This window comes from Pseudomonas sp. Seg1, assembly GCF_018326005.1.
In the GTDB taxonomy this organism is placed as follows: Bacteria; Pseudomonadota; Gammaproteobacteria; order Pseudomonadales; family Pseudomonadaceae; genus Aquipseudomonas.
The window spans coordinates 205,463-227,424 of sequence record NZ_AP021903.1 but is presented as its reverse complement, the minus strand read 5'-3'; the positions used below and the strand labels follow the sequence as shown (position 1 = coordinate 227,424).

The 21,962-nt window shown below is 60.7% G+C and carries 20 protein-coding genes; 3 read left to right on the top strand and 17 right to left on the bottom strand.

What is annotated here, in order from left to right; translation table 11 throughout:
* Positions 1 to 10: 10 nt before the first annotated feature.
* The 4 genes from KI231_RS00940 to KI231_RS00925 all read right to left on the bottom strand — a co-directional run bounded on the left by KI231_RS00940 (position 11) and on the right by KI231_RS00925 (position 3,540).
* Positions 11 to 601, bottom strand: coding sequence for a hypothetical protein (locus KI231_RS00940; RefSeq protein ID WP_103306508.1), 591 nt, complete (start codon positions 599 to 601; stop codon positions 11 to 13).
* On the bottom strand, positions 598 to 1,179 hold the full coding sequence (locus tag KI231_RS00935) for an RNA polymerase sigma factor (protein WP_213028725.1): 582 nt from the start codon (positions 1,177 to 1,179) through the stop codon (positions 598 to 600). The genes KI231_RS00940 and KI231_RS00935 overlap by 4 nt, the downstream gene beginning before the upstream one ends.
* Before the next feature lie 30 nt (positions 1,180 to 1,209).
* The gene (locus KI231_RS00930; RefSeq protein WP_213027192.1) at positions 1,210 to 2,889 is read right to left on the bottom strand and encodes a vWA domain-containing protein; all 1,680 of its coding nucleotides are present in this window, start codon (positions 2,887 to 2,889) and stop codon (positions 1,210 to 1,212) included.
* 87 nt (positions 2,890 to 2,976) lie between these two features.
* Complete coding sequence (locus tag KI231_RS00925; RefSeq protein ID WP_213027191.1) at positions 2,977 to 3,540, bottom strand: YbhB/YbcL family Raf kinase inhibitor-like protein; 564 nt, start codon at positions 3,538 to 3,540, stop codon at positions 2,977 to 2,979.
* A gap of 139 nt (positions 3,541 to 3,679) precedes the next feature.
* Here KI231_RS00925 and KI231_RS00920 point away from each other — a divergent pair, with 139 nt between their 5' ends.
* Positions 3,680 to 5,203: an FAD-dependent oxidoreductase gene (locus tag KI231_RS00920; protein WP_213027190.1), complete on the top strand. Its 1,524-nt coding sequence runs from the start codon at positions 3,680 to 3,682 to the stop codon at positions 5,201 to 5,203.
* Positions 5,204 to 5,243: 40 nt separating this feature from the next.
* On the opposite strand, the gene pgaD is transcribed toward KI231_RS00920, so the two are convergent.
* The 13 genes from pgaD to KI231_RS00855 all read right to left on the bottom strand — a co-directional run bounded on the left by pgaD (position 5,244) and on the right by KI231_RS00855 (position 20,492).
* Positions 5,244 to 5,774, bottom strand: a complete 531-nt coding sequence (pgaD, locus tag KI231_RS00915) for a poly-beta-1,6-N-acetyl-D-glucosamine biosynthesis protein PgaD (RefSeq protein ID WP_213027189.1) — start codon at positions 5,772 to 5,774, stop codon at positions 5,244 to 5,246.
* The gene (gene pgaC / locus KI231_RS00910) at positions 5,771 to 7,126 is read right to left on the bottom strand and encodes a poly-beta-1,6-N-acetyl-D-glucosamine synthase (protein ID WP_213027188.1); all 1,356 of its coding nucleotides are present in this window, start codon (positions 7,124 to 7,126) and stop codon (positions 5,771 to 5,773) included. Before pgaC ends, pgaD begins: the two co-directional genes overlap by 4 nt.
* Before the next feature lies 1 nt (position 7,127).
* On the bottom strand, positions 7,128 to 9,125 hold the full coding sequence (gene pgaB, locus KI231_RS00905) for a poly-beta-1,6-N-acetyl-D-glucosamine N-deacetylase PgaB (RefSeq protein WP_213027187.1): 1,998 nt from the start codon (positions 9,123 to 9,125) through the stop codon (positions 7,128 to 7,130).
* A 12-nt stretch (positions 9,126 to 9,137) separates the two neighbouring features.
* A complete protein-coding gene (gene pgaA, locus KI231_RS00900; RefSeq protein WP_103306500.1) occupies positions 9,138 to 11,618 on the bottom strand; it encodes a poly-beta-1,6 N-acetyl-D-glucosamine export porin PgaA in 2,481 nt (826 codons plus the stop codon).
* Between the two features lie 259 nt (positions 11,619 to 11,877).
* Positions 11,878 to 13,383 (bottom strand): YdgA family protein, encoded by a 1,506-nt coding sequence (locus KI231_RS00895; protein ID WP_213027186.1) that lies wholly within the window; start codon positions 13,381 to 13,383, stop codon positions 11,878 to 11,880.
* A 300-nt stretch (positions 13,384 to 13,683) separates the two neighbouring features.
* Positions 13,684 to 14,319 carry an NADH:ubiquinone oxidoreductase subunit N gene (locus KI231_RS00890; RefSeq protein WP_213027185.1) on the bottom strand — a complete coding sequence of 212 codons (636 nt, stop codon included), beginning with the start codon at positions 14,317 to 14,319 and terminating at the stop codon, positions 13,684 to 13,686.
* A gap of 93 nt (positions 14,320 to 14,412) precedes the next feature.
* Positions 14,413 to 15,855, bottom strand: coding sequence for an efflux transporter outer membrane subunit (locus KI231_RS00885; RefSeq protein WP_213027184.1), 1,443 nt, complete (start codon positions 15,853 to 15,855; stop codon positions 14,413 to 14,415).
* Positions 15,852 to 16,754: an efflux RND transporter periplasmic adaptor subunit gene (locus KI231_RS00880; RefSeq protein ID WP_103306497.1), complete on the bottom strand. Its 903-nt coding sequence runs from the start codon at positions 16,752 to 16,754 to the stop codon at positions 15,852 to 15,854. The genes KI231_RS00885 and KI231_RS00880 overlap by 4 nt, the downstream gene beginning before the upstream one ends.
* Positions 16,751 to 16,960 (bottom strand): DUF1656 domain-containing protein, encoded by a 210-nt coding sequence (locus tag KI231_RS00875; RefSeq protein ID WP_007917703.1) that lies wholly within the window; start codon positions 16,958 to 16,960, stop codon positions 16,751 to 16,753. The genes KI231_RS00880 and KI231_RS00875 overlap by 4 nt, the downstream gene beginning before the upstream one ends.
* A complete protein-coding gene (locus tag KI231_RS00870; protein ID WP_213027183.1) occupies positions 16,957 to 19,020 on the bottom strand; it encodes an FUSC family protein in 2,064 nt (687 codons plus the stop codon). The genes KI231_RS00875 and KI231_RS00870 overlap by 4 nt, the downstream gene beginning before the upstream one ends.
* On the bottom strand, positions 19,017 to 19,445 hold the full coding sequence (locus KI231_RS00865; protein ID WP_103306495.1) for a MarR family winged helix-turn-helix transcriptional regulator: 429 nt from the start codon (positions 19,443 to 19,445) through the stop codon (positions 19,017 to 19,019). The genes KI231_RS00870 and KI231_RS00865 overlap by 4 nt, the downstream gene beginning before the upstream one ends.
* Positions 19,446 to 19,630: 185 nt before the next feature.
* Complete coding sequence (locus KI231_RS00860; RefSeq protein WP_213027182.1) at positions 19,631 to 19,876, bottom strand: DUF2789 domain-containing protein; 246 nt, start codon at positions 19,874 to 19,876, stop codon at positions 19,631 to 19,633.
* A gap of 154 nt (positions 19,877 to 20,030) precedes the next feature.
* Positions 20,031 to 20,492 carry an aminoacyl-tRNA deacylase gene (locus KI231_RS00855; protein ID WP_103306493.1) on the bottom strand — a complete coding sequence of 154 codons (462 nt, stop codon included), beginning with the start codon at positions 20,490 to 20,492 and terminating at the stop codon, positions 20,031 to 20,033.
* Between the two features lie 175 nt (positions 20,493 to 20,667).
* Here KI231_RS00855 and KI231_RS00850 point away from each other — a divergent pair, with 175 nt between their 5' ends.
* Together KI231_RS00850 and KI231_RS00845 are read left to right on the top strand one after the other, a co-directional pair.
* Entirely contained in the window at positions 20,668 to 21,198 is a 531-nt protein-coding gene (locus KI231_RS00850) for an NfeD family protein (RefSeq protein WP_249412086.1), read from the top strand.
* 2 nt (positions 21,199 to 21,200) lie between these two features.
* Positions 21,201 to 21,959: a slipin family protein gene (locus KI231_RS00845; RefSeq protein ID WP_003220464.1), complete on the top strand. Its 759-nt coding sequence runs from the start codon at positions 21,201 to 21,203 to the stop codon at positions 21,957 to 21,959.
* The last annotated feature ends 3 nt before the right edge of the window (positions 21,960 to 21,962 follow it).

Genomic DNA, 21,962 nt, shown 5'->3' with positions numbered 1-21,962 from the left:
AACAGGGCGGTCAGTTCTTCTGGATTTGTTCGAGCCGGGCGTCGAGGTCGGCGTTCGGGTAGCGTTTGTGCAGGTTGTTGAACAGACTGTCGGCGGCTTGTGATTGGCCAGACTCACGCAGACGCAGGACTTCGCGCAGTTGTGCGTCGAGGCCGTTGGCCGGGGCAGCGGCGCGTTTGCTGAATTGGGCTTCGTCGACGAGGATGGCTTCGCTCTGCATCGGCGCGGTCATGTCCACCCTCGGCGGGGGTCCGGAGAAGGTGCCCGCAGGGGCGGCGAATGCTTCCGTTGCTTGTTCGCGGGCCACCGGGGCCGCGGGTCTGGCGGCAGGGGCAAAGTCGAATTGCGGCTGCGGTTCGGGCGCGCGTTGCACCAGCGACAGCATCAGGGCGACGCCAACCAGGCTGGCGAACGCGACTTGCCAGCGCGGTTTGCGGCAGGCGTCGAGCCAGCGTTGCCAAAGGCTTGGCTTCGGTGTTGGCGCTGCACGGTGAGCTGCCTTGAGAATGCGCGCGTCGAGGTGCGCGGGCGGTTCGTCGTGGTGTTGCTCGCGATAGTGCTTGAGCAGTTGTTCTTCGGGTGTCTGGCGGGCGTCGTTCATGTCAGTACCTCCTCGGCCAGCAGCCGACGCAGTTTTTGCTGGGCGTAGCGCAAGCGGCTCTTGACCGTTTCCAGCGGTGTTTCGGTAAGGCTGGCGATTTGTGCCAGGTCGAGGTCGCCGTGGGCGCGCAGCAGGAACACCTCGCGCTGGTCGGCGGGCAGGGTTTGCAGGGCGTTTTCCAGACGCAGGCTGTCGCGGCTGAGGTTGAGCAATTCTGCAGGATCGGTCGACTCATCGCTGACAGCGTGGACCTGTTCATCGTAACTGTCGTGCAGTGGCTGTTGGGCGCCGTGCTTGCGCCAGTGATCGATCAGGCGATTGCGGGCAATCTGGAACAGCCACGTACGAAAGGTCGCCCGTCCCTGTGGCTGACTGGCGCTGCGGATCAGGCTCAGCCAGGTCTCCTGAAAGACCTCATCGGTAAGCTCCGGTTTACCGCTCAAACCGAGCAGAAATCGATACAGGCCCTGACGATGACGGGCGTACAAGATCTCGAACGCCGCGCCGTCGCCCTCGCGGTAACGCGCCAGCAACGTTTCATCGCTGCTGGCGGTCGGGCTGTCTGGTGAAGCAAACAGCTGATTGATGAAGCTTTTCAGACGACTCACTTATTCAACCCGTCGCTCAGTGGGCAGCGTATTCGATGCGGTTGTGTTGCGCAGGCTCTGCGCCAATTCGACCAGTTGCACAAACTCGTTACGCAGGCCAAAACGGTCATCGCCTCGTGCGCCACGGGCCAACGCTTCGGTGTCTTTCAGGCTGAAATCTCCGGTATAGCGGCCGTCCTTGAGTTGCTGGGAAAACGCGGCGACGGCGGCGGCAAAGCGCAGGTCCTCGCTGGCCGGTGCGACTTGATTGGCAATCGGCCGCTCGATCAGCAGACTTTTCCCACCTTCGGGCTGTTGATATCGCACACGCAGCATTGCCAATTCCCCGTTCTTTTCGGAAACAGCCTTGTCGGATTGACCGTAACGCAGCGGCTCCAGCCAGCCCTTCTCCCCCGCCGGAACAATTTCGTACAACGCGGTCACCGTGTGTCCTGCACCGATTTCGCCAGCATCGACTTTGTCATTGCTGAAGTCCTCACGTTTCAAGGCACGGTTCTCGTAGCCGAGCAGACGATATTCACTGACCTGCGCCGGGTTGAATTCCACCTGCAATTTGACGTTTTTTGCCACCACGGCGAGGGTCGAGCCAAGTTGATCCACCAGTACCTTGCGTGCCTCGCGCAGGTTGTCGATGTAGGCGTAGTTGCCGTCGCCGGCATCGGCCAATTGTTCCATCAAGTGTTCATTGTAGTTATCCACACCAAAACCCAGGGTGGTCAGGGAAATTCCAGTTTTGCGTTTATCCACAGCCATTTGCTTGAGGCTGTCGAAGTCGCTGACGCCGACGTTGAAGTCGCCGTCGGTGGCCAGCAGGATGCGGTTGATGCCTTTGGCGATAAAAGCCTGTTGCGCCATTTGATAAGCCAGTTCGATACCGGAGGCGCCAGCGGTCGAGCCGCCTGCGGTCAATTGCTCAATGGCTGTACGAATTTTCGCTTTTTCCCGTCCGGACGTCGGCTCCAGTACCACTCTCGATTCGCCGGCATACACCACCAGCGATACGCGATCCTGCTCGCGCAATTGATCGACGAGCAATTTCAGCGTGCTTTTGACCAGTGGCAGGCCTTCGCGACGATCCATCGAGCCTGACACGTCCACCAGAAAAACCAGATTCGCCGGGGCCAGTTCGGCCACCGCGCGGTCGGACGCCTTGATGCCGATGCGCAACAATCGTGTGTGCGGGTTCCACGGCGAAGCTGCCAGTTCGGTGGTCACGCCAAACGGTGAGCCATCGCTGGGCAGTGCGTAATCGTAGGGAAAGTAATTGACCATTTCCTCCAGCCGCACCGCCCCTTCCGGCGGCAGGCGCCCCTGATTGAGCAAGCGGCGGACGTTGGCGTAAGCGCCCGTGTCGACGTCAGCGCTGAAGGTTGAAACCGGAGTGTCGGCGACGCTGTGGATCGGGTTGTCGGCAAGCGTTTGATATTGCTCACGCGGCTCGTCGCGATAGCCCTGTGGATAACTTTCCCCGGCAGGCATCGCCGCGAAGCTGGCAATGGGCATCGGACGCGCGCTGCGCTTGGCCATCGCGGCATCGGCGAGGATCACCTCATGTTGCACCAAGGCTGCAGGCTGAGCTGGCGCAGCAGCCGATTCAGGATTGGAAGAAACGCCGCAACCGGCGACGGCCAGCAACACACCGACCGCTACAGGTCGCAGAGAAGGCAGAGGAAGGGACATGGGGCTGACCTCGGGATGAAAGTGATCATTCATCCACTGAGACGGGCAGCCCTTTCAGTTCGGGTTAAACGCCGCTAAAAAATTTTTTCAGCGGTGATAACGCCGCACTACGCTGCTGTTGCGCAGCACATGACCCTTGATTTTTTCCATCAGCTCGGCGCGAGTCAGACCGGCAGGCAAGGCGTCCGGTGCGAGATCCAGAGCGTAAATCTGAATGATGTAGTGGTGAGCGCTGTCGCCAACCGGAGGGCACGGCCCCATGTAATGGGTGTTGCCCTTGCTGTTCGTGCCGCCGACGCCTTCGAATGCGGATTTGGCGCCGACACCCGCCGCGATCTGGTGAGTCGTGGCTTTGATGCCGTAATGAATCCAGTGATCGACGCCCAGGCCTTTCTGGCCGTCCGGGTCGTGCATGACGATCGCGTAGCTCAGGGTGCCGGCAGGCCCGGCGCTCCAACTCAAGGCCGGCGACTGGTTCTTGCCGCCGCAACCTGCCGCATCGCTTGCCGCCGCCGAGGTGAACAGGCGATTGTCCGAGACACCAGGGATGTCGAGGGTGAAGCGCTCCTGGGCCGCCTGCGCCGGAAACTGCACGCAAAGGGCAACGGCAACGGCCGCCAGCCAAGGGTTGAGAGAGGTCAATCGGGTCATTCCGGGAGCACCTTGTGCAGTGAGGCCGTGGTCGGCCTGCAAACTATAGCTGTACCGTTCGTGCCGTGGCAGTAGCAAATGGCTGAACCTCGCACTGCCGCGCAAACTCGTATGAGAAATGCCCGCGAGGAAGCCGAATATGTCCCTGCACCGTGTCGCCTGTTTCGCTGATGTCCCTGAAGACCGTGGTCTGGAAGTGAAAATCGGCGACTGCAAAATTGTTCTGCTGCGCGCCGCCGGCGAATTACGCGCGTTTCAGGGTGAATGCCCACACGCCGGCGCGCCTTTGGCTGACGGTGCGTTGTGCAACGGGCGCCTGATTTGTCCATGGCACAAGGCTGTTTTTCGCGTGGAAGACGGCGCTCTATGCGAACCGCCCGCCCTCGATAGCCTCAAGCGCTACCCACTGGAGCTGCGCGGCGAAGACATCTGGGTGGATGATCAACCGCTGCCGGATCCACACACGCCGCCAGCAGACGATGCGCGCACATTCGTGATTGTCGGCGCCGGAGCGGCGGGCACCGCGTGTGCAGCGGCGCTGCGGGAAAAGGGTTTCGGCGGACGCATTGTGCTGATCGATCACGAACCCGAGGCCGGTTACGACCGCACGGTACTGAGCAAGTTTGTCCTCGCCGGAGAAATGCCCTCCAAAGAAATCCCATCGCTGCGCGATGACGACTTTTACCGCGAACAGCACATCAATCGGGTTTCAGGCGAAGTCGTTGCGCTCGATGCCGAGGGAAAAACCGTTCATTTAAAAGATGGCCGCACACTGCATTACAGCGCCGCCGTGCTGGCGACTGGCGGCGTCCCCAACCCGTTGCCGTTGCCCGGGGCTGACCTGCCAAACGTGTTCGTTCTGCGCTCAAAGGCCCAGGCCGAGCAGATCATCAACGCCGCCCAGCCCGATCAACGCGCAGTGATCATCGGCGACAGCTTCATCGCCCTCGAATGTGCCTCGGCACTGCGTCAGTTTGGCCTCGACGTCACGATACTCGCCCGCCATGCAGTGCCTTTCGCGGCTCAATTCAGCGAAGCCGTGGGCAAGGCGATCCGCACGCTGCATGAAAAAAACGGCGTGAAATTCATTACCGAGCACGAGGCGACAGAGATCATCGGTGACGGCAAAGTCGAGGCGGTGTTGCTGGACAATGGATTGCGCCTTTCAGCCGATCTGGTCCTTGCAGGCATCGGCGTACACCCGGCCACCGAGGCTTTTGCCTCGTTACCCCGGGAGCAAGACCTGTCGTTGCGCGTCGATGGCGGCATGCGCGTGACCGAAGGTCTGTGGGCGATTGGCGACATCGCCACGTTCCCGCTGAACGGCCAGCCCCAACGCATCGAACACTGGCGTCTGGCCCAGCAACACGCACGGATCGCGGCGGCCAATATGCTCGGTGGCGAGGAGCATTACCTCGATGTGCCGTATTTCTGGACCTGGCATTTCGGCAAGAATTACGACTACCTCGGCCATGCCGAACAATGGGATGAAGTGGAATTTCTCGGCGAGCCCGAACAGCCGCCCTTCATCGGTCTGTTCGGTCGTAACGGCATCGTTGTTGCCGCCGTAGCGTGCGAGAAAGAAAGAGCGATGGCGCTGCTGGCTGAACGCATGAAACAGCCTCTGCCAATGGAAGAAGCCTGGACACTGATCCACATCTGACCACCGATCTTGATCGTTCCCACGCTGAGCATGGAAACGATCAAAGCCGGGTCAGAGGTTCGCGATTGTCGTCATCCTCGGCGTGCAGAAAGATCACTCGCGGGTGTTCGATTGGCGCCAACGGTGGCGGCAACTCTGCCTGCTGCACCGGCCAGAAATGCGTCACCACCTGACTGATGTCGCCTTCCTGATCGTTGTGAATGGTCATCACCCCCGGCGTGCGGAGTTTCTGAAAGCGGTCATCGCACAGCTTGAAACTTTTGCTCAATCCTTCGTCGTCGATCACCGGCGAAGGTAAACGCCGCTGGGCAAAACTTCTGCTTTTGCGCTGCTGATAACGCGCCCAGGAAATCAGGATCACCGCGTTGACCAACGCCACCCACAGATAAATCTCTAACGTACCCAGCGCTTCAAACGCCGAGTTGTCGATGCGCGGTCCGCCGGCATGGGTTTCGATCAACGGCCAGAGCCCGCGTACCAGCAGAAACAGCAGGCCAATCCACGCCAGCACGGTGAGAATCACATCGACCACAACCAGAAATGGTCGTTGACGGGTCCGGATGATTTTCATTTGATGACCTCCTCTTCGTCGTCCCCGACCGGCTTGATCCCCCGATCAGGGCTGACCCAACGCGCACGTTTCTGATGCTGGCCGAACAGCACTTTGGGAAAACTGACCAGCGTGGTCAGCAGGCTGATCAGCCAGAACACCAACGGATACCAGACCACCCAGAACATGGTCCTGCCCAGACCCGGTTCGTAGCGACGGTCAATAATGATGCTGACGGCGAACTGCACCAGGCAGACGAAGGCCAGCAGCAGCCCGGTAAACGCCGGTGGCATCAGGTGATCCACTGCGATGGCTTCCGGCATGACCAAGAACTTGCCGACACCCCAGAAAATCACCGACAGCAGGAAGGTAAACGCCCAACCGGTCGACAGGCAGTATTCGAACAGCAGTGGCCACAGATAACGATGGCGGTACTGCCAGATGCCGCGAATGTTCTTGAACAGCACTTCGGCACCACCCTGTGCCCAGCGCAAGCGCTGCTTCCACAGCCCGCCGAGGGTTTCCGGCATGAGAATCCAGCACAGCGCACGCGGCTCGTAGAAGATGCTCCAGTGATCGAGTTGCAGCTTCCAGCTGATGTCGATGTCTTCAGTGATCATGTCCGGGCTCCAGTAGCCGACCCGGTTCAGCGCGGTGCGGCGGAACGCGACAATCACGCCGGAGACGGTGAAGATCCGCCCGAACACCCGCTGCGTACGTTTGATCAGACCGATGATCGACGAGAACTCACCGACCTGCACCCGCCCGACCAGCGTTGAACGCGTGCGAATTCGGGGGTTGCCGGTCACCGCACCCAAACGCGCGTTGTCGAGCATTGGCGCCACCAGATAGGCCGCCGTGTTCGGCGCCAGTAGCGCATCGCCGTCGATGCACACCAGATACTCACTGCGCGCGGCGATAGCGCCCATGCGCAGGGCGACCGCCTTGCCCTGGTTTTCCGCCAGATGCAGCACGCGCAGGCGCGGATCTTCCTGGGCCAACCGATCGAGCACTTCGGCGGTGTTGTCTTTGGAACCGTCGTTGATCGCGATGACTTCGATGTTCGGATAATGCTGGGCCAGCGCCGCGTGAATGGTATCGGCGGCGTTGTCACCTTCGTTGTAGCAAGGGATCAGAATCGAGATCAGCGGCTCGCCTTCCAGTGGTGGCGGCAGCGTGTCGTCCTTCCACGGCCAGTGGCGCTCCCAGTGCAGCCAGAAATACAGGCCACCGGCAATCCACAACCCGGACATGAACAACGGGTAGAAGAACACGAAGTCCATCAGGAACTGCCCGGTGATCAGGAAGATCAGACCCAGCGGAACGCCGAGGACAATCGCCAGAACAAGCAGGGCTAACAGTCTATCCAGCATGTCATGGGTTCCATTTGTTGGAGAGCGCAGGCCTTACGGTTTTCAGGTCCGGCAGGTTGTCGAGGAAGTTGTCCGGGTAGTAGCCGAAACTGGTCGCGCCCTGACGCTTGAGGCGACCCATCCAGTCCGCGAGATGCGCGCCATCGATATTGGCCTGATCCTTTTTCGTCCAGTCCCGGGCCTGCAATTCGAACACGGTGCGGTTCAGTGCCCCGGGGCGTTTGCTCACGGTTTGCACCAGCGATTCCAGCCATGGGCCGGACTCTGCCTGAGTCTGTTTTTCCATCAGCGGCATGGCCATCGGCGCCGTCCAGTCGTATGTCGCGAGGAAGTCGTCGAGGTTCTGCGCGTACCATTCTTCGCTGTGCGGATTGAGCATCGGCTCGGCGAAGATGTTGCGCGCGGTCAGCACCTGCGGACCACGAATGGCGCGGACTTTGGCGGTCAGCTCGTTGGTGAAGTCGATGAGGTATTTGCTCTTGAAGCGCGTCCAGCGCTGCATCGCCGCCGGGTCTTCGCGCAGTGCCGCGATCGAACTCGGCAAGCCTTGGGCGGCGTAGGCTTTCAAGGCTTCAGGGCTGGCGTCTTCGAAGTCCGAGAGCACCGCGTCGTCGTGATAGAGGATGCCGTCGACCGACGTCAGGCGCGCCACGTCTTCGTAGATTTCACCGATGATTCGCCTGACTTCAGGATCGAATGGCGACAGGCGTTGGTACTGATTAGGGTCTACCGAGGTGGTGCCGGTTTTCGGGTCCCAACGGGTCACACGCGGCAACTTCGAATCGAGGCCGAAACTCAGCACCGGCATCCACGCAAAGACTTTGACGTGGGCCCGAGTGCGCAACTGCCAGGCGACGCGATCAAAGATGTCTGCACGCACCGGCAGGTGACGGTTGGGGAAGTACAGCGAATGCACTAGTCCATCGCCTTTCGGATCGGCGAAGGCTTGCAGGAACACCGTGTTGGCGCCCATGTCAGCCATGCGCTGCACCAGTTTGCCCAGGTTGATGTCCTGTTGCGCCGGGTCCGGATCGTAAACGTTGTCCAGATCGACATGCACCACGCGCATGGCGAAATCCGACTGCACCCCGACCACGCTGTTGGCGAAATGCTCGCCGTCCGGGTCGGACGCGACGAGGAAACGCGGGCTGCTCATCAGGTTGTCGAGGGCATCGAGACCGTCGTCGAGGGTCAAGGCCATTTCATAGCCTTCCTCGCCGACCACTGTCAGCGAAGTGCCGTCCGCCGTGCCGTATGGCCAGACCCAGACCCGCGGTTTTTTACCGGTGACCTTGCGGATCTTCTCCGAGATGTTGTTCACGTCGGTACGAATCCGCGCCTGGAAATCAGCCTCGGATTCGTAGCGTTTGGTCACCGGATCGTAGCGCCGGGTCGCCGCCGCCGGCTGCATGTTGCCCTGCGGGTTGGCGAGGATGCCCTTGTGGTTGGCGTCGGTGTGAGCGGCGATTTCCACCAGTCCGGATTGGGAAATCTCGCGTATCTGATCCCACGTGAGAAAGTCGGAACGTGCACGCGGGGCGCCGGCGAAGTCCACCGGTTGATTCAGTGGCGTGTCGATCCAGGTGCCGACCGGTGCCAGCAGTGCGTGCCAGTTATAGGCGCGCAACACCGGCAGCACGCGAGTGTAGAAGCTCGAATAACCATCATCGAAGCTGAGCAGAATGGCTTTCGCCGGCAGCTCCGGGCCACCCCTGCGCGCCGCCATGATCTGGTCGACCGTCACCGGTTTGTAGCCGTTCTCGCGCAACCAGGCGAGCTGCTCGATCATGCGCTCGGTGCGCACAGCGACCACGGCCTGATCGGGATCGCGATCCTCGACATCGTGATAGGCAATGCCCAGCACATGATTTTTCGGCCAAGGTTTTTCGCTGGCCGCCAGCGGGCGCTCCGACGGCGGGGCGAAGGCCGGAGCTTGCTGGGCGCAGGCGCTGACCAGCAGCGCTCCCAGCAGAAGGATGAAACGCGAAATAAAAGGCATCTTCAAACTCTTCTAGAAGCGGAAAGTGAGGTCGACGAGCAGACGCAGATCGGTCTCCCGATCACCGTCGTAGGGCCGGTTGATCACACTGAACAAACCGCCCACCTCGAACACGTCGTTCCAGGCATATCGCTGGCCGTAGCCGAGCAGCGCCATGCCGCCGGTGCCGTGATCACGCTGGCTGTACGTCCCCGCGCCGGCCTGGAACTGCTGGCTCCAGGATGTTTCGTAGCGGTGGTAGAGCACGTGATTGACGTTGACCAGCGGCATCACGCTGAAGTCGGACTTGGGATTGAAGTACGGCACGTCATCGGATTTGGAGTTGTGGCTGGTGCCGACTTCCAGACCCGCATCGACCTGCACGTTCGGCGCGCTGTAAACGCCCTCGCGACCGGTGAGCAAGGCTTCGACGCGGTTGTTGCCGTCGCTGAAGTGCGACGGGCTCACCGACAGTTTCCACTCGCGGCTTTCGTTGGCGCGCCAGCGGATGAAACCACTGCCGCCGTTGGCCTTGATATCGCTGTTGAGCGCGCGCAACGGCGTCTCGGCCGACAGGTATTCGAGGCTGCCGCCGTACTGCCAGTTGTCGTTGATATCGCGGGCGATCGCCAAACGCGCGCCCTGCTTGTCACCGTAGCCGTAGGAGTGGTTGGAGACTTCGGCTTCGAGGGTCATGTCGCGGGTGCGACGTTCCAGACCGACGCGCTGGAAACGATGGTTGCCAGTGCCTTCGGCAAAATCGCCAGTGGCGTAACCGGCACCGGCGAATACGCGCCAGTCTTCGTCGATCGGAGGGCTGTACAGCGTCGTCTGGATACCGAAATCGCGGCTGCCACTGACTGCACCGGCATTGCCACTGCCGCCGCCATTGGCCTTGCCGCCATAGGCTTCGACGCGCAGTTCGGACATGTCATGCACTTCGCGCTCGCGGGCCAGACGCTGCACTTGGCGGTTATCCGGATAACGTGCGACGACATCGTCGGTCAGCGCATCCATTTGCCGCCATTCCTGCAATTCCATGGCCGTGTGGGCCTGGCCAATTTCCAGGCCCATGTCACGCGGCACCATGCTCTCGGTTTCCTTGAGCTGCATTTCTGCGCGGCGCGGCCAGTTGCGGGCCAGGTACAAATCGGCCTGAGCCAGACGCAGGCCGATGTTGCCCGGCGCCTGATCGACGAGGGTTTGCAAGCGCTCCTCACCGTGGGGCAGATCAGAACCGTAGGTACCGGCCTGGGCCGCGAGTTGCTGGGCATCCATCCATTCATCGTTGGGGTTGCCGATCGGCAGGCCCTTGAGTTCGATGCGTGGGCGCTGTGATTTGGCGGCATCCTCGGCGACTTTGCGTGCATCTTCAGCGCGGTCGCTTTCCAGCAATGAGTAGTACAACGCCGTGGTGTCTTCGAGGCGATCGCCGACATCGGCGTCCGGCGCCGCCAGCACTTGGCGATAGAGGTCGGTGGCGATTTCTGGCTGACGCTGATCGAGGTACGACGCCGCGACCCAACGCAGGGCATAGGTCGGAATCTTCACGCCTTCGGCTTGCAGCTTTTGATATTCAGTGATGACGTCCGCCGTGCGCGCCCGGGCCTTGAGTGCGCCCATGCGGTCGATGCGCCAGCGGATCACGTCGTCGTGAGCCGTGGCATCCGGCGTCCAGGTGGCGAGCAGTTTGTCGTAGTCGGCCAAGGCGCGATCAGCGATGACGTAGCGTTCTTTTTCGCTGCGGGTGGCCAGTTCGGCGAGACGCACGCGCTCGGCAGCCAGATCGCCTTCGAGGCGACGCAGAGTCACCGGATCGATCAGACCGGGACGTTGATTGGCCAGGCGCAGCGCTGGCTCCGGCAGACGCGCCTTTTGCAGGGCGACCACGTATTCGCGGGCGACTTCCGGTTTGCTGCCGGCACGCTTGAAGGCCTGATCGTATTCGAACAGGGCATCGTAGGGTTTGTTGTCGCGGGTCAGGGCGTAGCCCAATGCGAGACGGCGCGACGGATCATCGGGTTTGGCCGCTACCAGCGCTTTGGCGCGGGTCACCGCTTCGTCGGGTTTGCCGGCGTCAGCCTGTGTCAGGGCCAGGCCCAGTTGCAGGTCGGCATTGTCCGGCTCCAGCGCCAGCGCCTTGTTGTAGACCTGAGTCGCCTGATCCCAACGCTTGAGGTTGCGGTAGGCACGCGCCGTGGCGGTCAGCGCCTGAACCGGCAGGACGCGGTCGCGGCCCTGGGTTTCATAGACCTGCACCACTTCGGCGTCGAGCCCGGCCCAACTGGCGATCTGCAGGTGATCGCTGATCTGTCCGGTGGTCGACTGACCCGGCGGCACCTGACGCAGCACATTCAGCGCAGGCGTGGTCTGCCCGGCACGGGCGTCCCGCACCATCTGATCGTAGGGTGTGTCGGCAAACGCCAGTGCCGGCCAAAGCAACTGGCTGCACAGTGCGACTCGGAACAAAGGGCGTAAACCACGATGTAATACGGGAACATCAATACGCGGCATTCGTCAGCATCCTTACATGGCCAGCCGGGTCGCAATGCCCTCCTTGCCCATTCGTAACGGAGACCGAGCCAACAACGCTCAGCCAAGCTTAGTCCGGCAGTCTTGCATGCAAGCGTAGACCAATATCCACAACACAATAATTGTTCAGATTCGTCACAACGCCTGGGCTGAAACACCGCGAAAACCCATACGCCAGACAGCAAAACGCCCGGCGTCTGCGCAATGACAGAGGCCGGGCGTAGCTATTTAAAGCGCAGGATTACTGCACTTGCGTGACGCCTGCGAACTTGCTCATCAGGAAACCGACGAACTGCTCAACGGTCATTTTCTGGCCGTTGAATTCCACCTGATTGGCGGCGTAATGCAGCTTGGTCACGACGTTGGTGCCGTCCACGACCGCCATTTGCGATCCAACGGCCATGCCCGCGAACATGTCGGCCGCTTCTTTGGATTGGTCGACAATGGCTTTGGCGTCGGTCTGACCATCCAGTTGCGCCTGCACGCTGAGCAGATCAACCAGCATTGGCTTGGACACCTGGATATTCAGGTCAAGCAGCGCGATCAGTTGCTTGCCCAGTTGATCCGGCGGCAAGTCCATCGATTGCGGCTTGGTCAGGTCAATGACCAGATTGGCCTTGCTCTCACCGTTGGCGGTGTTGAACGAGAGGTTTTCCAGGGCAATCTGCGGGCCGGCCGCGAGGAGTTTTTGCAGATCGGCTTTGACCTGGGCATTTTCCGCGTCGGTCAGGTTCAGCTCGGGTGCTGGCAAACCTTGAGCGGCGGCTTCAGCGGCAGCCTTTTCATACGGCTGCAATTTGGTCTGGTAGATCTGCATCAGCGACATCGTCGACGGGATGTCGAGGTTCTTCAGGCTCACGGCCATGTTTGCCGAACCGATTTTCTTGTCGTTGAGGCTGACTTCGCCAATTTTGTAGTCAGCACGACCGGAAGCATTGCTGCCGTTTTCTTCGGTGAGGTTCTTCATTTCGAAGTTCTTCACGCCAAGCACCGATTGCTTGGTGCCGAAGGTGGTTTTGCTGTTGGTCAGCACCAGCGTGTTTTCGCCGGTGTAGTAGCCGTAGCTGCTCTTGGCGAGATTGCTGGCCAGCGTCAGACCGTTGAGTTCGATCTGTACCGGCGCCTGATCTTCGGCCACGGTCACCAGCTTCAGGTTGTCCATGTAACCGTCAGCCTTGACCTTCTGCGCTTTGGCGCTAGCAGAGATGTTCATCGTCAGGCCGGAGAATTTCAGGCTCGACTGTTCATCCAGCGCGGTTTCAAACGGCAGCAGATCGAGGGTGCTGGTGGTGGATTCGTCGTAGCCAATGCTGGTCACGCCTTTGAGTGGCGCGGCGCCCTTGGTGGCGGCAAACCACTTCTCGGTGGCCGGGTTCTTTTCCAGCTCATAGTTGCTGGTAGCCATGACCGGCAACCATTTCAGCGAGACCAGCCGCGAGAACGGCAGCGGGCCATGCTCGATGTGGTCGACGAACAGCAGTTCGACCGGTTTGTCACCGAACATTTCGCCTTCGCCCTTGAGGCGATAGTGCGCGGTGCTGGTGAAGGTGTGACGCTCCAGCGACACCAGTTCCAGCGACGCGCTGCCGTTGGAGCCGGCCATGGCGGTTTGCAGCTCTTTGTTGGCATTGCTGACGGCGTTGTTCAGTACGCCTTCGATCTTGGTCCCGGTGTACCAGGCCCCGCCTGCGCTGATCGCACCAATGGCAACAACAATTCCGAGAAGCACGCCTGCTGATTTATTCATGAATGACCTGATCGATTTCCGTGGCTGTGAGTGTGGTCGTCTTCCCTGAACCCGTGACCGGGTCGCGGCTCGACTCCGCTGAATTAGCGGTGGAGATTAGCACTGGCCGCGCCCGGCGGCCCAATGTTTAAAGGTGAAAGAGTGTCTATGGGAAGTGTGGACAGCGGGCGAGCAGCAAGAGTTTCGCTGTTATTGGAGCCAGCTCCCACAGGGATTTGTAGCGAACACAAAATCTGTGAACACCACAAAACCTTGTGGGAGCTGGCTTGCCAGCGATGAGGCCAGATGATTAGCCGGGAATCAGGAGTACTGAACCTCGATCTCATCTAGTTGATGATCAAAGCTTTTCAGCCGCGCGGTCCAGGTATACACCAGCACCTCGAAATCCCGATCGATCACCGCCCCGCCCGGTCCATCAGCGCGCGGGTCACAGAAATCCAGTTGATAGCGCTCGCGGGCCATGGCCGTGGCGACATCGGACAATTCACGGGCATTGTTCAACCAGTGCCAGCCCTCGTCGGCGATCTGTTTGTCGAGTTCCAGACACTGCTTCTTCAGCGCTTCGAGGCTTTTTTCCAGCGGCGTGCCGGTGAGTTCGCCCATGACTTCGGCGAAGGTCCGCCCGGGCTGCCAGTAGCTGCCCCAGAAATACCGGTCGAACACGGTTTCGACCTTGCGCAGGGCGACTTTGGTGTCCCAGATCAGCACCAGGGTTTTGCCCTGTTCAAGTTGTCTTTTCTTGACGCGCTGCACCTGAACCGAGGCCCACGCCACCACGACGATGGCCATGACCGCGATCAGCGCCGTCGCGCTGTCGAGGAACACCATCGCCTTGTCGATCTGATGGGCCAGCATGATGCCGTAGAAATAGGTGGCCGAGAGCAGCACCAGCGCTACCAGGGCGCACCAGAAGCCGAGAGCGTAAGGGTTTTTCATTATTGGTTTCCCCTAGACCAGCGCTAGCAATGTGCGCTGAAAGGGCGCCTTGCTCGGGGCGCCCTTCCAACACTTCAAAGCATAGCTACGGCGTCAGGGTTTGCTCGCGCTTGAAGCTTGCGTTCGTCCGCTTTCCCAACCGCCGCCCAGAGCAAGGAACAAATCGATCTGGCTCATGGCAACCTGGGTGTTGGCGGCGGCCAGTTGCGCGGTGACATCGGTGTAGGTGCGGGTCGCTTGCAGATCGGCGAGGAACGACTCGCGGCCGGCCTGGAAGAAGCGGTGAGTCTGGTCTGCGGCGAGTTTCGCCGACTGCTCGGCATCGGCCAGGGCATCGCGACGTTGCAGCAACGCGGTGTACTGAGCGAGACCGGTCTGGGTTTCGCGAATGGCGTTGAGCACCACGCCGTCGAAATGCGCCAATGCGCCTTGGGTCGACGCTTCGGCTTCGCGGATGCGCGCGCGCGCGCCGTTGGTCGGCACTTTCCAGCTCAGCGACGGGCCAAAGCCCCAGCGGTTGGTCGATGGATCACCCAAGTCGTCGATGAGACCGACTGTGCCGATGGTCGCGCCGATGCTGATGTCCGGGTACAACTCGCCAGTGGCGACGCCAATCCCGGCGGTCGAAGCCGCCAGACGTCGTTCGGCCTGACGAATATCAGGGCGTCGCTTGAGCAGCGCAGCGCCGTCACCGACGGGCACCAACTGCGCGATTTTCGGTAGTTCGGCGCAGGTCGCGGTGCCGGACGGCAGTTGATCGACCGGTTTCGCCAGCAGCATCGACAGACGGAACAGCCCCGCCTGACGCGCCGCTTCATAGCGCGGCAGGTCAGCACGCAGGGATTTGAATTGGGTTTGCGAACGGGTGACTTGGGTTTCGTCGCCACGCCCGGCATCGCGCAGACGCTGGATCAGCGTGGTGCTTTGCGATTGCAGGTCGAGGGAGTGCTCGGCGATTTCCCGCTCTTCATTCGCCGCGCAGACCTGGGTGTACGCGCGAACCACGTCCGCCACCAAGGTGATGCGCGCGGTGTCCGCCGCCGCCTGAGTCGCGTCGGCATTGGCCTTGGCGCCTTCGATGCCGCGCTGCAAGGTGCCCCACAGATCGAACTGATAGGAAGCGCTGATGCCGATGTCGCCGACGTTATCGACCGGGACTTTTTCCGGTAGCAAGAAGGCCTGACCGGACTCTTGCAAACGCTGCGCGCCCATTTTTACGCCCGCGCTCCAGCCGCCCGCCGCTTCGGCCTCATCGACCTGAGCACGAGCCCGTTGCAGGTTCGCCGCCGCCACCCGCAAATCAGTGTTGGAAGCCATGGCCTGCTGCACCAGTTGATCCAGACGCGGATCCTTGTAAAGGCGCCACCAATCCGCCGGCACGGGCGCCGACACCACCGGTTTGCCGGCCACCGCCAACTCGCCCTGAAAGTCTTTGCGCTGGACCGCCGCGTCCTCGGGCACGTGGTAATCCGGCCCGACCATCTGACAGGCCGAGAGCATCACACCCAACCCGGCGATCATCAGGGCCCTGTTCATTGCCCGGGCTCCTGCTGGCGGTTGTCGACTGGCTGGTCGTCGATGATCGACACCGTGGCAGTGCGCCCGGCAATCATGCGGAAGTCATGCGGCACTTCATCAAAAGCGATGCGCACCGGAATCCGCTGCGCCAGGCGCACCCAACTGAACGCCGGGTTGACGTTGGGCAACAAGTTGCTGCCGCTGCTGCGGTCACGGTCTTCGATACCGGCGACGATGCTTTCGACATGCCCACGCAGTTTGGCGCGGTCGCCGATCACACGGATATCCACCGACTGGCCGACATGAATGCCGTCGAGTTTGGTTTCTTCGAAATAGCCGTCGATGTGAAACGAGTTGCTGTCGACCACCGACAACACCGGACGCCCGGCGGTAACGAATTCCTGCGGGCGCGGTGCACGGTCGTTGACGTAGCCGTCCACCGGACTGCGGATCACCGAGCGGTCGAGGTTGAGCTGGGCGCTGTCCACGGCCACCAGCGCTTCGGCCAGCGCCGATTGCGCGCGGGCGACTTTCGATTGGCTTTCTTCCAGTTGCTCGGCCGGCACGAGGTTGCCGAGGCCACGGTTACGCTTGGCTTCACGTTGCGCCTGGGCGAGGGTTTCTTCGCGATCCGCGACGGCTGCTTTGGCCTGACGCAGGGCCAGCTTGAAACGGTCCTGGTCGATGCTGAACAGCACCTGGCCGCGCTTGATCAACTGGTTGTCTTTCACTTCAACCTGCTGGATCAATCCGGACACGTCCGGCGCGATCTGGATGATGTCGGCGCGAATATGGCCGTCGCGGGTCCACGGCGCGAACATGTAATACATCACCATGCGCCAGACGAGGACAACGGCAAAAGTCACGATCAGCAGGGTCAGTACCACGCGACCGATGGTCAAAAACGGTTTTTTCATGTCATCAGGTATCGACTGAGTGAGTCCACGCCGTACAGCAGCACGGCGTAGAGAGCCACGTTGAACAATGCCCGGTGCCAGACCAGACGGTAAAAGTGCACGCGCGTGAGCACGGCATGCACCAGCAAAAACAGCACATAAGTGATGCCCATCAACACCAGCAAGGTCGGCAGGAAAATGCCGCTGATGTCCAGATCACCGATCATAGGGGCGCTCCATCGGGCAGCGGTTCTTCGGGTTCGGCGCTGGAGACGAATTCGACGCCGGGCAGCAAGGCCAGGCGCAATCCGCTCAAGGCGTGCAACAGGTGTAGCCGGGTTTCTTCATCGCCGTGGCCGTTGAGGGCGCGGCGGGTGCGATCCATGGTCATCAGCAAGGCGGCCGGCGCTGGCAAGCGTTCGCCGGCCTTGAGGCAGGCGCGAAAATACTCGCCGACTTCACTGACCACTTGCTGCAACAAAACGTTCGGTGCGCCGGTCACTCGCGGGGTGTAGGCGAGCAGGTCGAGCAGGTTCAAACCGACGCGTACTTCACGCATGGCGATACCGGTGTCCTGGCCGGTCATCGCCAGCCGAGGCAGGTGCTGCATCAGACGATCAAGCAACTGCACGCCCAACTGCCGATGTTCGGCCAGGTTGGCAGGCTCGGTCATGTGCACGATGTCCTTCCAACTGAAACGGGTCAGGCGTTTGGCAGCCAGTTCGACGCCGAACGGACGGGCAATCAAGGTCCAGATAAACGCGAACAGCAAGCCCATGGGCCCGGCCAGGTTGGAGTTCACAAAAGCAAAGAAGTCCGCGTCGTACGCGCCCTGAATGCTGATGAACGACGAGGTGTTGACCAGCGTCAGGAGCATGCCGAGATAGAAACGCGGCTGCACCGTCAGCGTACCCACGCAAATGAACGGGATGGCAAACGCCAGCACCAGCATCGGGAAGTCGTGCAGGTTCGGCAGAATCAGAAACAGATAAAGACTGGCGAACAGCACCGACATCCCGGTCCAGAAAAAGAACCGGTAGATCTGCGGCGCCGGGTCGTCCATCGAGGCGAAGAAGCTGCACGCCACCGCTGCCAGAATCACCGCACTGCCGCCGTCCGGCCAGCCGAGCAGAATCCACAGCGTCGAGGCGACGATGATTGCCAAAATCGTCGAAGCCACCGAATACAGCATCAGGCCACGGTCGATAAATGGTGTCAGACGACCGAGGCGCCAGTGGCGGTAGACCGCGCGCCAGCTGTCCTGGCGCTCGCAGAGAATCGCATCCTGCAGACTGCGACAGTCCTGCCACAGATCGATGAACTCGCCGAGACGATAAATCGAGTTGGAGAACAGCAATTGCTTGCGATCTTCCAGCGCTTCGGCGCTCGGTTGCAGGGCTTCGAGCTGATCTTTCAGTGCTTGCCAGCGATCAAGGTCGGCATCTTTGTGGCCGAGCCACTCACGGGTCGCGGCCAGCAGCGGTGCGAATTTTTCCACCAGCTCCGGCGTGCGTCGCTCAAGGGCGTAAAGCGAATCTTCCAGGGCGTCGATCACCGGCAACAGATGGATCATCCGCCCGCGCAGTTCCTTGGTGTTGCGCACGGTTTGCGGCCGCGAGCCTTCGTGGGGCAACTGGCCGATCATCAATTCCAGGCTGTTGAAATTGGCGACCATGGCCATGCGCAGTGCGGTGACCTCTTCGGGCTGCACATCGCGGCTGAGGAATTTCAGGCTGTAAGTTGTCGCGTCGGCGAACCATTTGCCCACGGCATCGTTGAACACTGGCGCCAGTCGGCGCGGCCAGAACATCGCGCCCACCACGGCGGCAACGGCGATGCCGAGGAAAATCTCTTCGGTACGGGCTTCCGCCACGTCCCACACCGCCAGCGGGTTATCCACCGTCGGCAAAGCAATCAGCGGCAGGGTGTAACCGGCGAGCATCAGCGCGTAGCTGTTGGCCGTGCGCAGATGCAAGGAGAGAAACAGCAGAATCCCCGTCCACAGCGCAATTACCACCACCAGCACATACGGGCTCTGGACAAACATCGGCACGAAAAAAACCGCGGCCGCCGCACCAAGAAAGGTGCCGATGGCGCGGTACAAGGCTTTGGAGCTGGTCGGCCCGAGGTACGGGCTGGAGACGATGTACACCGTGGCCATCGCCCAATACGGACGTGGCATTTGCATAAGCATGGCGATGTACAGCGCCAGCATTGACGCTGCAAAAGTGCGGACCCCGTAGAACCAGTCCCGGGCCGGCGGAATGCCAGTAAAAAAACCGTTCAAGAATTGACCACCACTGGCGGACTTGCCGCCTCAAATGCGCGCAGTACCCGAAGCGTAGCCTCCAGATCACTCTGATCGATGCCTTCGAGCACTTCGTGACGCAGACGCACCAGCTCGATTTCCACCGCTTGCACCAGTTCACGCCCGGTGTCGGTCAGGCTCAGGCATTTGGCGCGGCGATCCTGCGCATCTTCAGTCCGGCAGACGTAGCCCGAATGGCACAACTGATCGAGCAGACGCACCAGCGACGGACTCTCCATCCCGGCCGCCTGCGCCACCTGCACCTGCCGCACACCCTCGCCGAGCCTGCCGATCATCAACAACGGCACGGCGCAGGCTTCGGAAATTCCATAGTTGACCAGCGTGGTCTGGCAGATCTTCCGCCAATGCCTGGCGGCCACCACCATGGCACTGCTGATGTTCATCTGGAGAGCGTCGAGGGAATTCGGCACGGGGAAATGCACACTGTTAGTTTGCTAACTATCAATATCGCATTGGTGGGGAAATTCAGTCAAGTTTTGAAACAATTGATGCGCATCGTAGGTAACGATGAAGTTGAAGCGATTTTTAACCTCAAACGGGTGGCCAGCATGACTGCCGAGAGTGCCCTTCATCCCTGCCGGCCCTTACGCAATAACACATCCAACTGATCCACCACCTCCGCCCAATCGGCATCATCGAGAATCTCGTCACGCAAAAACTGCGACTGGCTCTTCGACCAGAAAAACGCGTCCGCCAAATGCAACTCGGGTTTCAACGGGGAATGGGTGGCGATGAATTGTTCGATGCTGACCGGGTCGTTTTCCAGGCCGAGTTGCTTGAACAGGGAGGGGAGGCTGTGGGTCGGACTTTCCATTGCTTAACTCCTTCAACAAATCTGTGTGTGGAAGATCAATCGCGGGCAAGCCCGCTCCCACAGGATTTTCAGGGGAACACAAAATGTGTGTACACCTCAGAACCTGTGGGAGCGTGGCTTGCCCGCGATGGCGTCGGCACTGACGCCACAACAGCTAATGACTCAACTCCCGCACCTCGGCATGCGGCACCATTTTCAGGAACTCCGGCATGCTCATGTGCAGCAGGTAATTGTGATTGCCGGCTTCCAGGTAGATGTCTTTCTGCCGGGTCAGCAACGGGTCGATGACCATGTCCAGCCCGTAGGAATCCCCCAGCGGCGGCACCGCGCCACGTTCGCAGTCATCGAAGATATGCGCCAGGTTGCTTTCGCGGGTCAGCTGCCATTCGCCGCTGCTGCGCACCTTGCTCAAGTCCAGATGCCGACTGGCCGGCAGCACGGCCATCAGGTAATGCCCGTGGTGGTCGTCGAGGATCACCGATTTCGCCACCCGTTCGGCCGGAACCCCGGAAACCCGCGCTGTTTCCAGACTGCTGGACGAGTGTCGGTGGGCGACGATGTCGAATTCGCAATGCGCCCGGGTCAGGCTGCTTTGCACCTTTTTGGCCATACGCATGATGCACCTCGGTGTTGCGCTGAACGTGTGTTCCTGTGTCCTTGAGTCTAGTTCCACAGGCTGCGGGCGAAGGGAAATCCGCTCACCGGACACATCCGCACATTGATCAGGATTCAGTCAGCGCAACGCTCAACTAGACTCAAAGAACCACCCCATGACTCTCCCGGAGGGTCACGTGAACAACCGATGTTGTACGTTGTTTCTGTTTCTGCTGGTAAGCGGCTCAGCCTTCGCTGCCGAGACATCGTTGCCGCCCATGAGCCCGGTTGGCCTCTGGCTGATCACGCTGGGCATCGTCTTTCTGATCGCCGAAGCCGCGCTGCCCAATTACGGCGTGATCGGTTTGGGCGGAATCATCATGTTCGTCATCGGCGCGCTGATCCTCGGCAATGCCGAACTGCCGGTGCCGATGATGATCGGCCTCGGCCTGATCAGCGCCCTGCTGTTACTTGCGTTGATCATCCGTGCCTTGAAAACCCGACCGCGCCACGCCGTCAGTGGCGATGCCGGCCTGGTCGGCAGTGTGACGGCGGTGACCACGGTGCAGCCAGAGAACGCCCACAACGGCTGGGTGCAACTGCAGGGCGAACATTGGCAGGTGCTCAGCAGGACGCCATTGCACACCGGGCAATCAGTGCGCGTAGTCGGGCGCAAAGGCTTATTGCTGAAAGTCACCGCGACTGACGCGGCTCAACACGGAGAGTGATCATGGGTCTGCAAATCGGTTTTGTTGCGCTGCTGTTATTGGTGATCGCCCTCGCCGGGTCGACGTTCCGCATCCTGCGCGAATACGAGCGCGGCGTGGTGTTCCAGCTCGGACGCTTCTGGCAGGTCAAAGGCCCGGGGCTGATCCTGCTGATTCCGGTGGTGCAGCAAATGGTCCGGGTCGACCTGCGCACCGTGGTCCTGGATGTGCCGCCGCAAGACGTGATCACCCGCGACAACGTTTCGGTGAAGGTCAACGCGGTGCTGTACTTCCGCGTGCTCGACCCACAGAAGGCGATTATTCAGGTCGAAGACTTTCTCTCGGCCACCAGCCAACTGGCCCAGACCACTCTGCGTGCGGTGCTCGGCAAACATGAACTCGATGAACTGCTGGCCGAGCGCGAGCAACTGAACATCGACATCCAGCAAGTGCTCGATGCGCAGACTGACGCCTGGGGCATCAAGGTCGCCAATGTCGAGATCAAACACGTCGACCTAAACGAGTCGATGGTCCGGGCGATCGCCAAACAGGCCGAAGCCGAACGGGAACGGCGAGCGAAAGTGATCCACGCCGAAGGCGAGTTGCAAGCGTCGGAAAAACTTATGCAAGCCGCGGAAATGCTCGGTCGTCAGCCCGGCGCCATGCAACTGCGCTACATGCAGACCCTGAGCTCGATTGCTGGGGACAAGAGTTCGACGATTGTCTTTCCACTGCCGATTGAATTGCTCAAGGGCATGGCGGATTTGTCGGGAAAATCCTGAAAA

Excerpts from the sequence above, each read along its gene's own strand:
- KI231_RS00940 (WP_103306508.1), bottom strand. The coding sequence starts at position 601 with ATGAACGACGCCCGCCAGACACCCGAAGAACAACTGCTCAAGCACTAT.
- KI231_RS00865 (WP_103306495.1), bottom strand. The coding sequence starts at position 19,445 with ATGAACATCAGCAGTGCCATGGTGGTGGCCGCCAGGCATTGGCGGAAG.
- pgaB (WP_213027187.1), bottom strand. The coding sequence starts at position 9,125 with ATGCCTTTTATTTCGCGTTTCATCCTTCTGCTGGGAGCGCTGCTGGTC.
- pgaD (WP_213027189.1), bottom strand. The coding sequence starts at position 5,774 with ATGAAAATCATCCGGACCCGTCAACGACCATTTCTGGTTGTGGTCGAT.
- KI231_RS00930 (WP_213027192.1), bottom strand. The coding sequence starts at position 2,889 with ATGTCCCTTCCTCTGCCTTCTCTGCGACCTGTAGCGGTCGGTGTGTTG.
- KI231_RS00885 (WP_213027184.1), bottom strand. The coding sequence starts at position 15,855 with ATGAACAGGGCCCTGATGATCGCCGGGTTGGGTGTGATGCTCTCGGCC.
- pgaA (WP_103306500.1), bottom strand. The coding sequence starts at position 11,618 with ATGCCGCGTATTGATGTTCCCGTATTACATCGTGGTTTACGCCCTTTG.
- KI231_RS00895 (WP_213027186.1), bottom strand. The coding sequence starts at position 13,383 with ATGAATAAATCAGCAGGCGTGCTTCTCGGAATTGTTGTTGCCATTGGT.
- pgaC (WP_213027188.1), bottom strand. The coding sequence starts at position 7,126 with ATGCTGGATAGACTGTTAGCCCTGCTTGTTCTGGCGATTGTCCTCGGC.
- KI231_RS00880 (WP_103306497.1), bottom strand. The coding sequence starts at position 16,754 with ATGAAAAAACCGTTTTTGACCATCGGTCGCGTGGTACTGACCCTGCTG.
- KI231_RS00855 (WP_103306493.1), bottom strand. The coding sequence starts at position 20,492 with ATGCGTATGGCCAAAAAGGTGCAAAGCAGCCTGACCCGGGCGCATTGC.
- KI231_RS00860 (WP_213027182.1), bottom strand. The coding sequence starts at position 19,876 with ATGGAAAGTCCGACCCACAGCCTCCCCTCCCTGTTCAAGCAACTCGGC.
- KI231_RS00845 (WP_003220464.1), top strand. The coding sequence starts at position 21,201 with ATGGGTCTGCAAATCGGTTTTGTTGCGCTGCTGTTATTGGTGATCGCC.
- KI231_RS00925 (WP_213027191.1), bottom strand. The coding sequence starts at position 3,540 with ATGACCCGATTGACCTCTCTCAACCCTTGGCTGGCGGCCGTTGCCGTT.
- KI231_RS00920 (WP_213027190.1), top strand. The coding sequence starts at position 3,680 with ATGTCCCTGCACCGTGTCGCCTGTTTCGCTGATGTCCCTGAAGACCGT.
- KI231_RS00875 (WP_007917703.1), bottom strand. The coding sequence starts at position 16,960 with ATGATCGGTGATCTGGACATCAGCGGCATTTTCCTGCCGACCTTGCTG.
- KI231_RS00890 (WP_213027185.1), bottom strand. The coding sequence starts at position 14,319 with ATGAAAAACCCTTACGCTCTCGGCTTCTGGTGCGCCCTGGTAGCGCTG.